The organism is Paenibacillus sp. S29, from assembly GCF_049319765.1.
Taxonomy (GTDB): domain Bacteria; phylum Bacillota; class Bacilli; order Paenibacillales; family Paenibacillaceae; genus Paenibacillus; species Paenibacillus polymyxa_B.
This window is the reverse complement of the sequence record NZ_JBMOUI010000011.1, coordinates 129,325-141,344: the sequence shown is the minus strand read 5'-3', so window position 1 is coordinate 141,344 and position 12,020 is coordinate 129,325. Positions and strand designations below refer to the sequence as shown.

Annotated in this window: 11 protein-coding genes; 4 read left to right on the top strand and 7 right to left on the bottom strand. The window is 45.9% G+C overall.

Features of this window, described 5'->3' with window-relative positions:
- The first annotated feature begins 134 nt into the window (after positions 1-134).
- Positions 135-479: a DUF805 domain-containing protein gene (locus ACL9RM_RS18760; protein ID WP_061830735.1), complete on the top strand. Its 345-nt coding sequence runs from the start codon at positions 135-137 to the stop codon at positions 477-479.
- 418 nt (positions 480-897) lie between these two features.
- Positions 898-1,296 (top strand): hypothetical protein, encoded by a 399-nt coding sequence (locus tag ACL9RM_RS18755; protein ID WP_250259842.1) that lies wholly within the window; start codon positions 898-900, stop codon positions 1,294-1,296.
- Between the two features lie 82 nt (positions 1,297-1,378).
- Here the strand turns inward: ACL9RM_RS18755 and pyk are convergent, their stop codons facing one another.
- A complete protein-coding gene (pyk, locus tag ACL9RM_RS18750; RefSeq protein ID WP_023986598.1) occupies positions 1,379-2,794 on the bottom strand; it encodes a pyruvate kinase in 1,416 nt (471 codons plus the stop codon).
- A gap of 179 nt (positions 2,795-2,973) precedes the next feature.
- On the opposite strand from pyk, the gene ACL9RM_RS18745 reads away from it, so the two are divergent.
- Entirely contained in the window at positions 2,974-3,762 is a 789-nt protein-coding gene (locus ACL9RM_RS18745) for a helix-turn-helix domain-containing protein (RefSeq protein ID WP_061830739.1), read from the top strand.
- 169 nt (positions 3,763-3,931) lie between these two features.
- Here the strand turns inward: ACL9RM_RS18745 and ACL9RM_RS18740 are convergent, their stop codons facing one another.
- The 5 genes from ACL9RM_RS18740 to ACL9RM_RS18720 form a co-directional block, all read right to left on the bottom strand.
- Positions 3,932-5,350, bottom strand: coding sequence for a sucrose-specific PTS transporter subunit IIBC (locus ACL9RM_RS18740; protein WP_013308350.1), 1,419 nt, complete (start codon positions 5,348-5,350; stop codon positions 3,932-3,934).
- A 67-nt stretch (positions 5,351-5,417) separates the two neighbouring features.
- Complete coding sequence (locus ACL9RM_RS18735; RefSeq protein WP_250259844.1) at positions 5,418-6,893, bottom strand: glycoside hydrolase family 32 protein; 1,476 nt, start codon at positions 6,891-6,893, stop codon at positions 5,418-5,420.
- Between the two features lie 183 nt (positions 6,894-7,076).
- A complete protein-coding gene (locus ACL9RM_RS18730; RefSeq protein ID WP_235306969.1) occupies positions 7,077-8,099 on the bottom strand; it encodes a LacI family DNA-binding transcriptional regulator in 1,023 nt (340 codons plus the stop codon).
- A gap of 168 nt (positions 8,100-8,267) precedes the next feature.
- On the bottom strand, positions 8,268-9,110 hold the full coding sequence (locus ACL9RM_RS18725; RefSeq protein WP_250259846.1) for an aldo/keto reductase: 843 nt from the start codon (positions 9,108-9,110) through the stop codon (positions 8,268-8,270).
- Positions 9,111-9,125: 15 nt separating this feature from the next.
- Positions 9,126-10,337 (bottom strand): MFS transporter, encoded by a 1,212-nt coding sequence (locus ACL9RM_RS18720; protein WP_250259848.1) that lies wholly within the window; start codon positions 10,335-10,337, stop codon positions 9,126-9,128.
- Between the two features lie 187 nt (positions 10,338-10,524).
- Between ACL9RM_RS18720 and ACL9RM_RS18715 the strand changes: the two genes are divergently transcribed.
- Entirely contained in the window at positions 10,525-10,890 is a 366-nt protein-coding gene (locus ACL9RM_RS18715) for a winged helix-turn-helix transcriptional regulator (protein ID WP_069292048.1), read from the top strand.
- Between the two features lie 77 nt (positions 10,891-10,967).
- Here the strand turns inward: ACL9RM_RS18715 and adhP are convergent, their stop codons facing one another.
- On the bottom strand, positions 10,968-11,984 hold the full coding sequence (gene adhP, locus ACL9RM_RS18710; RefSeq protein ID WP_250259850.1) for an alcohol dehydrogenase AdhP: 1,017 nt from the start codon (positions 11,982-11,984) through the stop codon (positions 10,968-10,970).
- Between the last annotated feature and the right edge of the window lie 36 nt (positions 11,985-12,020).

Here is a 12,020-nt window from a genome sequence, read left to right as displayed (position 1 = left end):
AATGTATTGCGTAAATTTCTAGTTTAAAGTTATAATTTTACAACTAAAATTCTATATGTTTCCTGCCGATATACCTAAAAGAACAATTTTACGTGTATAGAAACATTTAGATTTTATAAGGAGGTGAAAAATATATGCAATGGTATTTAAATGCATTAAAAAACTATGTAGGGTTTCAAGGTAGAGCAAGACGTACAGAGTATTGGATGTTTGTACTATTTAGTGCAATCGCTAGCTTTGTAGTCAGCCTGATCGATAGTCTTGTAGGCTTATCACCAATATTGACTTTGATTTATTCTCTTGCTGTCCTGTTGCCATCCTTGGCCGTTATGGCCCGTAGACTGCATGACACAGGTAGAAGCGGATGGTGGATTCTAATCAGTCTGATCCCTCTCGTAGGGTCAATTATTTTGATTGTATTCTTCTGCCAAGACAGTCAGCCTAGCGACAATAAGTATGGGAAAAACCCTAAACTGTAATGGTTGTGTCTAAAACCTCTTTCACTTTTGTGAAGGAGGTTTTTTTCATATCCGCCTCTCCCCTAACAAAGTTAAAAAGTCGCCAATCCAGCACAACGAAAGTAAGTCTGAGCAGATGCTCTGTATCCATAGGATACGAACAATGTGGTCAAAGAAAAGGGCAGAATCCAAAGAGTAAATCACATCCATTATTCGCATCCGTGAATTTTTTTGGGCTTAACCTGTTTACATCCTCCTCTTTTAGTTTATTTTAAACGAGTATTAAGCTGGCGCTAAGATTGGGTGTGTATGATGTATATTAGAATCTGGTAATTACATAAGCCGGATCGGCTAAAGGCATAAACATTACTCCCGTTGGATATCCATATAAGGCTCCACCCTGTCAGAAATTGAATGAACACAAAGGAGATTTACACTAATGAATCGAAAACGAATTATAGTCATCTGTACACTGTTGCTGGCGTTATCTATTGGGCAGTCTTCTACTTGGGGAAGTCGGGCTAATGCTGCTACAATGGCTCCAGAGAGAGCCCCTCAGGTACAGGATAATGAAGCTTCCAAGGATGATGAACTTTTGAAAACACTGGGCGCATCCTCGGATGAGCAATTGTATGATGCGTTATATAACGGTCAAACCTTGGCAGATATTGCACAAACCAATAAAAAGGACGCACAGGCTGTCGTTGATTTACAGGTAGCTCAGTTAACGGAGCAGTTGGATCAGCGACTGGCCAATAAGAGCATTACACCTGAGCAATACCAAGCCCATAAGGCAGAATTGACACAGGTCGTTGCTAAAAGTGTGTTCGGGCTGTAAGTTAGTGACATGACAGAATGTGAAAAAGGCGCTGAACCCATGGGGGCCAGCGCCTTTTGGCTTGTCTATATTTGGTTGTAAATTACACTTGATATACTCGGATCAAGTTAGTGGTGCCCGCCTCAGCGACAGGAACACCTGCTGACAGGACTACAGTATCGCCTTTATGGATATATCCTGCATTCAGGGCGTTACGGATGGAGGATTCGAACATTTCATCCGTTGTTGCTACTTTATCCCCCTTGATCGGGAATACGCCGGATAACAGGCAGATTTTAGCGAATACCGTATTATTCGGAGTAACCGCAATAATAGGTGCCTTCGGACGATATTTGGATACCATACGTGCCGTGAATCCGCTGGCAGTCGATGTAATAATTGCTTTCGCATCCAGCTCCAGGGACGAACTCACCGCACCCTGACTAATCACTTCGGTAATGTTGGTGCTTTGACGTGCTCTGCGCTTATCAAACTGCTCCTGATAATCGAATTGCGATTCTGCTCTGGCAGCTACAGCGGCCATGGTCCGTACAGACTCGACAGGGTATTTACCCGCAGCTGATTCGCCCGACAGCATAACAACATCGGCTCCTTGCATAACGGCATTAAACACGTCACTAACTTCGGCTCTCGTCGGACGCGGGTTCACCTGCATGGATTCCAGCATGTGGGTAGCTACGATAACGGGTTTGCCGACCAGATTACACTTGTCGATCATTTCTTTTTGCATCACAGGCACATCTTGAATCGGCACTTCGACACCCAGATCGCCACGGGCTACCATAATGCCATCGGAAGCTTCGATAATATCATCCAGGTTTTCCATGCCTTCAGCATTTTCTATTTTGGAATAGATTTGTACATGCTCAGCATGATGTCCCTTCAAAATCTCACGGATTTCACGGATATCGTCGCCTTTACGCACAAAAGAAGCCGCAATAAGCTCAACACGCTGCTCCACCCCAAATTGGATGTGCCTCACATCTCGCTCCGTCACGCCTGGAAGGGTCGTATGAATCCCTGGCAGGTTTACACCTTTTCTCGGTTTCAAAATACCGCCGCTTACAATATTACAAATCATTTCCGTACCTTCGATGGAGGTTACAGTCAGATCAACCAAACCGTCGTCAATGAGAATGCGGTCGCCTGGTTTGATGTCCTTCGGCATATCCGGGTAATTCACTGAAATACGATGCTCGTCCCCTAGAATCTCTTCTGTGGTCAGAATGAGCTGGCTACCTGGTTTCAACAGACAAGATGCCTCTCTCAGCTTGCCAATCCGTATTTCTGGTCCTTTAATATCCATCATGACAGGTATAAAGGTATTCATTTCCTTCGCAGCCTGACGCACATTTTCGATACGTTTAACGTGATCTTCCAGCTCCCCGTGAGCCATATTCAAGCGGGCTACAGTCATACCAGCCTGGATCATTTCTTTTAGCAAATGAATGGAGTCACAGGCAGGTCCCATAGTACAAATAATTTTCGTTTTAAGCATAGTAATGTCATCCTCCTGAATGTCTTTACTGTATGGTTTTCTATTCCACTTTGCTTCTCTATCTACATTAAACTTATATAGCTCTATTCTACCTGTACCCGTGCACCAAGACTATGAACTATAGTATGATGAATGTACTACAGTATAATGAATGTTGAAGACATCGGGGAGTGAGTTTCGTGATTACATTGGTGGATATTCGGCAGGACAACGGTGTGGACTGGTATGAAAAGGCTGGTGCAAATAGCGACAACGATGACTTACTGTTCATTTTGGTCACCTTTGGCAAATGTGTATATTGGGTGAACGATTGCAAATTCATTCTCGGTAAGGGTGAAACACTGCTTTTACCCGGTCATCTGGATTACTATGGCAAGAGCATTCCTACGCTTTTTCATACCAAGTATGTGATACATTGCCGCAAAACATGTACGAACAGCACACTTCCCATACTGAATACTGACAAGCCGTTGTTGATCAAACCTGGATGCTACGATATGCTGCATGAACGGATTAAATCGATGTACTATCAATGGACTGAACACCCAAGCTACTACACCCTGATGGCTGACTGTCTGCTGACCGAGGCAATGATATATATGAATCAGGAATGGGACAAAGGCGCCATTTCTTGCGATCGAGAGCGACATGTGGAACATATGAAACAGTATATCCAGAACCACTACCGTGAAAAGGTAACCAAGGAGGAGCTTGGCGACGCCATCCGTAAAACCCCCAATTATGCCGCGACGCTGCTGCGTGAGGTAACACGCCAAACGATCAGCGAGCATGTACATACGCAACGTATTAAAACCGCCATCTACATGCTGACCGAGTCCCGGCTAACGATTCGTGAAATTTCGGAGTATGTGGGATATAGTGATGTTTCCTATTTTCATCGGATCTTCAAACGGTTGACAGGCTGCTCGCCGTCCGAATTTCTGGATGAACGCTCTTCGATTGTTTAGTTGGATGATCTGGAGCGGAATTTTATAGTCAATAAAAATGGTCGCTCCACTTGGAACCCTGCTCTAGCAGTCCTTTTTCATTAGGGACCAAGAGCGTTTCCATGTAGAACGACCATCCTATTTATACTTACGCGTACGAATCTGCGTGTATTCGCACCACTGGGTGGTGTTAATTGGAGGAACCCGCTGTTTTGACCTCTTCCAACATTTTATCGTTATAGCCAAACATCCAGGTCAAGACAAAGGCTACAACCATAGCAGCCAAGTTCGCCAAAATGTAAAGCGGAAGCTGATGATTCATGTAGAGCAACGTGCCTGGAATGACCGTAACTGCCATGCCTGTAGCCGCCAAATGGAAGACAGAAGCGATAAAACCGCCAACCGCCCCACCGATAAGACCCATAACAAAAGGCTTCATGTATCTCAGGTTGACCCCGAAAATAGCCGGCTCCGTAATCCCCAGAAAAGCAGACAACGAGGAAGGAAGTGCCAACGCTTTCAGCTTGCTATTCTTCGTTTTCAGTCCAACCGCCAGACAGGCAGCACCTTGAGCAGCCATAGCGCAGGTAATGATGGCGTTAAAGGCATTTACGCCGTTCTTTTCAAGCAGTTGAATCTCCAAGAAATTAAATATATGATGCACACCTGTAACGACGATAATCTGATGCAAGAAACCGATGACAATCCCTGCAATACCGAAAGGCAAATCCAGCACAAACGTTGTTCCGTGCAGCACCCATTCTTCGAGTGAATGGAAAATCGGACCGATGGCAAACAATCCCAAAGTGATCATGATCAACAGTGTTAAAAACGGTGTGAGAATCAGATCTAGCGCTTCAGGCACCCGTTTGCGCAGCGCCCGCTCCAGCTTGGCTCCGATCAAGCCCACGAAGAAAGCTGGCAATACCGAGCCTTGATAGCCCACTACAGGAATGAACCCGAACATCGTCAACGGATGGGCTGAGCCGTCCGCAACACTATAAGCGTTGGGCAAGGCCGGGTTTACCAGCATCAGACCGAGAACGATACCCAGCACTGGACTACCGCCGAATACTCTAAAGGCTGACCATGCGACTAACGCGGGCAGAAAAGCAAAGGCCGTATCCGTTAATACTTGTGTGTATAATAGAAAATTGGGTGAAATGTCCTGTGGCGTCATGCCGAGTAGAGCGAGAATTTGCGGCTGAGTGAGCAAGCCACGTAGCCCCATGAACAGCCCCGTAGCAACCAGCACAGGAATAATGGGTACAAACACATCGCCAAAGGTACGAATGGAGCGTTGGAAGACGTTGCCTTCCTTTTTCGCCTGACTCTTCACCTCTTCTTTAGATGAACCGGTCACGCCAAGCTTTTCGACCTCTTCAAAAATTCGATTTACCGTACCTGTACCAAAAATAATCTGATATTGCCCGGAATTGAAGAAAGCACCCTTGACCTTGTCGATCTCCTCAACTTTTTTCTGATCAATCTTCTCCTTGTCATGCACCATAATCCGCAAGCGCGTCGCACAATGAGCAAAAGATGCAATATTTTCTTGCCCACCGATTGCCTGGATCACTTCTTTAGCTATTTCTCTGTTTTCCGCCATGATGTTCATCCTCTCGTTCATTCCGTTATGTTTGATGATTAACGAACCACTTGATGTTTTAGCCTACTCATGTAAAATCCCATTTTACCGCCTGGAAGAGAGCCTCTCCCTTGTCGGCAAAAAAGCGTATTTCGTCACTCTCTGGATGCGGAAAAATACGACTGGTGAACACCTCTTCCCCATCGTTGACGAAAATCTCAACTGAAGACGCATCTACAAACAAATGTAGTTTGATATGATCTTTATCCCATGGACACTGCCGTACCTCACCATAGGAAGTGGCTACAGGCTCACCTGATTGCGAACGGTCCAATACAAGTTTGCGACTGACGGCATTATATTTAATCACCGTCTTCTCAGTCTCACTCGCACGGAATTCAATACCAAACACCTTAGCGCTCAAAAGATCTACCTCACAGATCAGCTCATAGGCCGTACCTGTAAATCCTTCATAGGTTTTGCTCTCTGAAAATAACGTGTCAGCTACCCGATCCTCACGATTTCTACGCAGCGTAGTCAGCTCAGGGATCGGCCGCTGCAAGAGTTTGCCCTCATGAAGCGTAAGCTCCCTTGGTAATGTCAGACAATGAGCCCATCCGTTCGGATCTGTGGGATATTCGATATCCGGCAGGCCCATCCATGCCACCATAATACGCCGCCCCTGTGGGTCAATCATCGTCTGTGGCGCATAGAAGTCAAAGCCTCTATCGAGCTCGTGGAATGCACCGTGCTCCAGCGTTCTTGTTTCGGTATCCAACGGCTTGCCGATTACGTAGCCCGATTGATAAATATTGCGATTTTCATCCCCAGAAGGCTCCAAGCCCTGAGGAGAAAAGATCAAGACTCCCGCTTCGTTCAGTTCAAAATAATCTGGACATTCCCACATGTAGCCAAACGACTTCAGGCCTGTACACAATTCTCCCTCAAACTCCCACGTACGAAGGTCGGTTGATCGGTAGAGGACGGCGCAGCCTGTTAAATTCGTTCTCTGGGCACCAATCACACAGTAAAAGCTATCGCCGTCTTTCCATAGCTTGGGATCACGAAAATGGTCTGTATACCCTTCTGGCACATTGGAAATAACGGGGTGCTCCCATTTAGTAATGTGACCATTCTCGTCCATAACAGCCATGCATTGATAAGGATGTCTGATCCAGTCTTCATCTCGTGCATTTCCCGTATACAGCATATATAACTTGCCCTCATGCTCCAGTGCGCTGCCCGAATAAGCCCCATGTGAATCAAAATAATCCCCAGGTGCGATGCCAATGCCCGCACTATTCCATGTGACCAAATCTTTAGATTTCAGGTGATACCAATATTTCATCCCGTGATCCGTTCCGAGCGGAAACCACTGATAAAATAAGTGGTATTCACCTTGGTAATATGAAAAGCCATTGGGGTCATTGAGCAAACCTGTCGGTGGTTGGATATGAAATGCCTGCCGCCAGTGACATTGCTCCACTTTCTCCTCCAAGCTGGCTATTTCACCGGGTTCTGCCTGCTCGATCATTCGATACTTTTGTTCTCTTGTCATTTTCATAGGTGTACCTCATTTTTATTAAAACTTTCGCTTCAGGAACCGGTTCCAACTCAATGAAAAAAACATTCTATCGGAACCGGTTCCCATACGATTGAAAAAAATGCTCATCCATGGATTTGCAACCGATTCCATTTGTGCTCGAATGCTATGGAACCGGTTTCGTAGAAATTATAATCCACTTGTTCAGCGTTTGTCAACGCTTTCTCTTTCGATAAGAGAATAATTCATGACCGTCACTTTTTCTACCGATTTATGTTCTACCAGCCGCATAATATTTTGCGCTGCTACACGTCCAGCCTCCATATACGGATATTGAACGGTTGTCAGGGCAGGGTGAATGACCTCCGTAATATCGTATCCCCCAAAGCCAGTTACCGACAAACCCGACGGGATGACAATCCCTCTGGAATAAGCCGCATTGATTACGCCCAGCGCGATATTATCCGTAGCACACACCATTAACGACGGCTTGAAATGGTCCAAAATGGCGGATGCAGCAATCCGTGCATCGGACATTTTAAATCCGGTCTCATAGTATCTGATATCATACCCTGCTGCTCGCATCGCACCGTCCGTATGAGACTCAGCAGGCAATGCATCGCGAACAGCCTGCCTAAAGCCCTCCTTGCGCTGCACACCGACGGCAACATCCTTTTCAGTAACACCAACGTAGGCAATTTCGCGATGTCCCTGTGACAAAACGTACGTGCCGATATCATATCCTGCACGATAGTCATCATGGATCAGGCTATGAAGCTGCTCGTGCTGCTGGCCCACCAGCAACACCGGAATACCAATGTCACGAATCGCGGTCAGATGGTCGTCTGTAATTTGAGCAGCCAGCAAAATGATACCCGAAATCTTTTGTCGTCCCAGCTCATAAATGGCTTCGATTTCACGCTGTACATCCTGGCTCGTATTAGAGATCAGCATCTGATAATGCTGAGAACGCAGTTCCTCATCAATCCCCATCAGCGTATGAGATGTCGCAAAAGAATCTAGACGCGGCACAACGGTGCCGATGATGTTGGTCCGCTTCGCCTTAAGACTCTGGGCAAAGGCATTGGGCACATAGCCCGTGGCTTTAACCACTTTTTCAATTTTTCGTTTCGTATCCACGCTGACAGACCCGCCGTTCAAAAAACGGGATACCGTGCTCTTGGATACGCCAGCCATTTGGGCTATATCTGCAATCGTCTTATTCATGAAGTCCCCCGGAAATTTTTCGTATTCACAAGCTTCCAAAACGTCTCTTTTCACATAACCCTATAATACCATATGGCGGGATTGGATTGCTGTAGCTCCAGACCCATCATGCACAAAACGCCGTCCCTTCAGTGAAGAAGGAAACGGCGTCTCATGATGAACGTAATTTTAAAAATCAAAGTTATCCGGATCTGGACCTACCCGAAGATCGGCATTTAACGCCTGGATTCGATCCATATCCTCGCGCGTCAGTTCGAAGTCAAAAATGTCGGCATTTTCGACGATCCGATGCGCCTTGGTAGACTTGGGAATGGTGACAACTCCCTGCTGCACATCCCAGCGTAAAATCACTTGCGCCACCGATTTGCCATACTTGGTCGCTATGTCTTGCAGTACCGGATGATCGAGCAATTGGCCTTGCATTAACGGAGACCAGGCTTCCATTTGAATGTCGTTCTTTTGACAGAATTGCAACAGCTCGGCTTGGGTTAATTGTGGATGGAATTCCACCTGATTGATCATGGGCTTGATTTCAGCATCCTTCATGAGATCTTCCAAATGATGAATCTGGAAGTTGCTGACTCCAATGGCCTTAATCCGTCCTTCTTTATACAAGGATTCCAACGCTCTCCAAGCTTCTTTATACTTTCCTTGAACTGGCCAATGGATCAGATATAGATCCAGATAGTCCAGACCCAGCTTGTCCAGACTGGCTTCATAAGCGGCTCGTGTCTCTTCATAGCCTAAATCTGCATTCCACACTTTGGACGTGACGAACAGTTCTTCTCTGGACAGGTTATTTTCCTGAAGGGCTTCCTGAATAGCCTGCCCTACACTGCTTTCGTTCGCATAGATTGCAGCTGTATCTATACTGCGGTAGCCATGCTTTACAGCAGCCTTTATAGCATCGACCAGCTCCGAACCTTCTTCCACTTTAAATACCCCGATCCCAAACCAAGGCATGCGAACTCCGTTGTTTAACAATGTTGTGCTTTGTAAGTTTTGTGTCATTTTGAATCTTCCTCTCTATTTTTTAAAAGCTTTAACCTGTAATGGGGGTTTATCCCTTTTTTCGAGCATACGACTCCAGCCTGTGAGCAAAACCGCAACGAAAACCATAATGCTCCCGATCCAGGCCGTATGAATGAGACCGAGTGAATCCGTTACAATCCCGCCTACATAAGCTCCGATTGCTATCCCTGCGTTGAAAGCTGCAATATTAACAGCAGAGGCAACATCGACAGCTTTGGGTGCAAACCGTTCGGCTAACATGACGACATATACCTGTAGCCCGGGCACGTTCATAAACGCAAGCAATCCCATAAAGAAGATCGTAATCAGTCCTGCCGTTTTAAAAGGTGCCGTGAACAACAGGAGAAACAGGATCACTGCTTGAATCAGAAACATGTAAAACAAAGCTGAAAGCGGCTTGCGGTTTGCTGCTTTTCCGCCAATAACATTCCCGATGGCAATCGCAATTCCATACAGCAAAAGTATAAACGTTACCGTACTTTGCTGAAATCCGGTTATGTCGTGAAGTAATGGAGATAAATAAGTAAATACCACAAATGTGCCTCCATACCCCAAAGCTGTAATGATAAATGCGAGTAGCAAGCGACCATTGGTAACCAGTTTGACCTGCTCGCGGAAAGGAGTCTTGTTCCCTTTGCGCAGCGTAGATGGCAGCAGAATCAGATTGGCGATGAGTGCCACTACACCGACGACCACAATCGCCATAAATGCTGCCCGCCAACCCCATTGCTGCCCAATGTAGGTACCCAAAGGTACGCCTGTAACCGTGGCTACGGTCAATCCGGAGAACATAATGGAAATCGCACTCGCTCGCCGATCATCCGGCACAAGATCGGCCGCGATGGTGGAACCGATGGACATGAACACCCCATGAGCGAACGCCGAGATCACACGTGCAATCAGCAGCAAGGCAATTCCGCTAGAGACCGCAGCGAGGCTGTTGCCTGCAATAAATATAATCATGATCCACAGCAGCAACGTTTTACGGGGAACACTTGATGTTAATGAGGTCAAGACAGGTGCCCCGATGGTGACCCCTAATGCATACAGCGTTACAGTTAGTGCAGACATCGTTACAGATATGTGCAAGTCTTCAGCAATCAGGGGAAGCAGTCCCACGCTGATGAACTCAGTTGTCCCAATCGCAAAGGCGCTTACGGCTAGAGCCAGTAATGGCCAGATACTTCGTTTTGATTCTGGCGACATGTTTTTCACTCCTATCTATAGAAATCTTCGACCAGCAGATGTTATTATGAGTTATTCAAGCAAATATGAACAGTACGTACTTTTTAGTGATATAGGTACTAAAAAGTACCCTAAATAAAGTTCTTTTTAATTAAAACAGGCTGTTAAGGTATGTATAACAGAAGCGATACACATGGGGGGATCGGCATTGGGGAAGAAAAAATACAATATCTCTGTTGAGGCGACGTTAGAGGTGATCGGGGGGAAATGGAAATGCGTCATTCTGTGTCATTTGACACATGGAAAGATGCGGACAAGCGAATTAAAACGGATGATGCCTTCCATAACACAAAAAATGCTGACTCAGCAGCTTCGTGAATTAGAGGAAGACGGCATTGTCAATCGGATTAGCTATAATCAGGTTCCACCCAAGGTGGAGTACGAGCTTAGTGAATATGGATGTAGTCTGAAAGGCATTTTAGATTCTCTTTGTGCTTGGGGAGAAAGACATATTATTAAAGAATACGGGGATAAATCTGCGGTTTTGGAAGATAACATTCTGAATAATTTGTAAAGCCAAAAGAGCGCCCGCAATACATCAGCAGGCGCTTTCTCTCTCCGAATTCCAAGGGTTACGAATTGGACATCATTTTAATTTGTGAAATCAATGACCATGCGTCCTTGGATTTTGCCCTGCTCCATCTCCTCGAAGATCTCATTAATGTCTTCGAGCGGACGTTTTTGTACAAGAGGGACAACTTTACCTTCTGCAGCGAACTGGAACGCTTCTTTAAGGTCTTCACGTGTGCCGACCAAGGAGCCAATAACTTGAATGCCGTCCAGAACCAGACGTGGAATGTCCAGATCCATCTTATCGGTTGGGAGACCTACAGCTACGACACGCGCGCCAGCCTTCACAACGTCGATGGCCTGGTTGAAAGGTGTTTTGGCAACAGCAGTAACCACGGTTGCATCCAGACCAGCACCGTCTGTTAACTCCTTAGCTCGAGCGACCGGATCTTCTTTCATGCTGTTAACGATATAGTCAGCACCAATTTGTTTGGCCAGTTCTAGTTTTTCATCACTGATGTCAAAGGCTACAACTTTAGCATTGAATACATTTTTGGCGTATTGCACAGCCAGGTTACCCAAGCCACCAATGCCGAAGATACCGATCCATTGTCCTGGTTTGACTTCACTTACTTTAACTGCTTTATATGTGGTAACCCCTGCGCAAGTTACACTACTTGCAGCGGCAGGATCAAGACTATCTGGTACTTTGACCGCGTAGTCAGCTGTGACAATACATTGCTCTGCCATTGCACCGTCTACCGTATATCCGGCATTTTTAACTTCACGACACAGCGTTTCCCGCCCGGTTAGGCAATATTCGCAGTGACCGCAGCTTTGGAACATCCAGGCAATACTTACGCGATCACCAATCTTAAGACTGGTTACTCCTTCACCTAATTCAATGACTTTCCCAATACCTTCATGCCCCAGAACTCTGCCTGTGACATCACCAAAATCTGCATTTTTTACATGTAAATCTGTGTGGCAAACTCCGCAATACTCGACTTGGACTAACGCTTCCCCATGCTTCAGGGAGCGTAAAGGTTTCTCTTCTACACTGACTTTCTTGTCTTTTGTAACAATTGCTGCTTTCATGTAGATCTCTCCTTTAAATAATATGGAATTATTTTG

Bases quoted from the DNA above. Each gene is read 5' to 3' on its own strand.
- ACL9RM_RS18760 (WP_061830735.1), top strand. From the start codon at position 135: ATGCAATGGTATTTAAATGCATTAAAAAACTATGTAGGGTTTCAAGGT.
- ACL9RM_RS18755 (WP_250259842.1), top strand. From the start codon at position 898: ATGAATCGAAAACGAATTATAGTCATCTGTACACTGTTGCTGGCGTTA.
- pyk (WP_023986598.1), bottom strand. From the start codon at position 2,794: ATGCTTAAAACGAAAATTATTTGTACTATGGGACCTGCCTGTGACTCC.
- ACL9RM_RS18740 (WP_013308350.1), bottom strand. From the start codon at position 5,350: ATGGCGGAAAACAGAGAAATAGCTAAAGAAGTGATCCAGGCAATCGGT.
- ACL9RM_RS18735 (WP_250259844.1), bottom strand. From the start codon at position 6,893: ATGAAAATGACAAGAGAACAAAAGTATCGAATGATCGAGCAGGCAGAA.
- ACL9RM_RS18730 (WP_235306969.1), bottom strand. From the start codon at position 8,099: ATGAATAAGACGATTGCAGATATAGCCCAAATGGCTGGCGTATCCAAG.
- ACL9RM_RS18725 (WP_250259846.1), bottom strand. From the start codon at position 9,110: ATGACACAAAACTTACAAAGCACAACATTGTTAAACAACGGAGTTCGC.
- ACL9RM_RS18720 (WP_250259848.1), bottom strand. From the start codon at position 10,337: ATGTCGCCAGAATCAAAACGAAGTATCTGGCCATTACTGGCTCTAGCC.
- adhP (WP_250259850.1), bottom strand. From the start codon at position 11,984: ATGAAAGCAGCAATTGTTACAAAAGACAAGAAAGTCAGTGTAGAAGAG.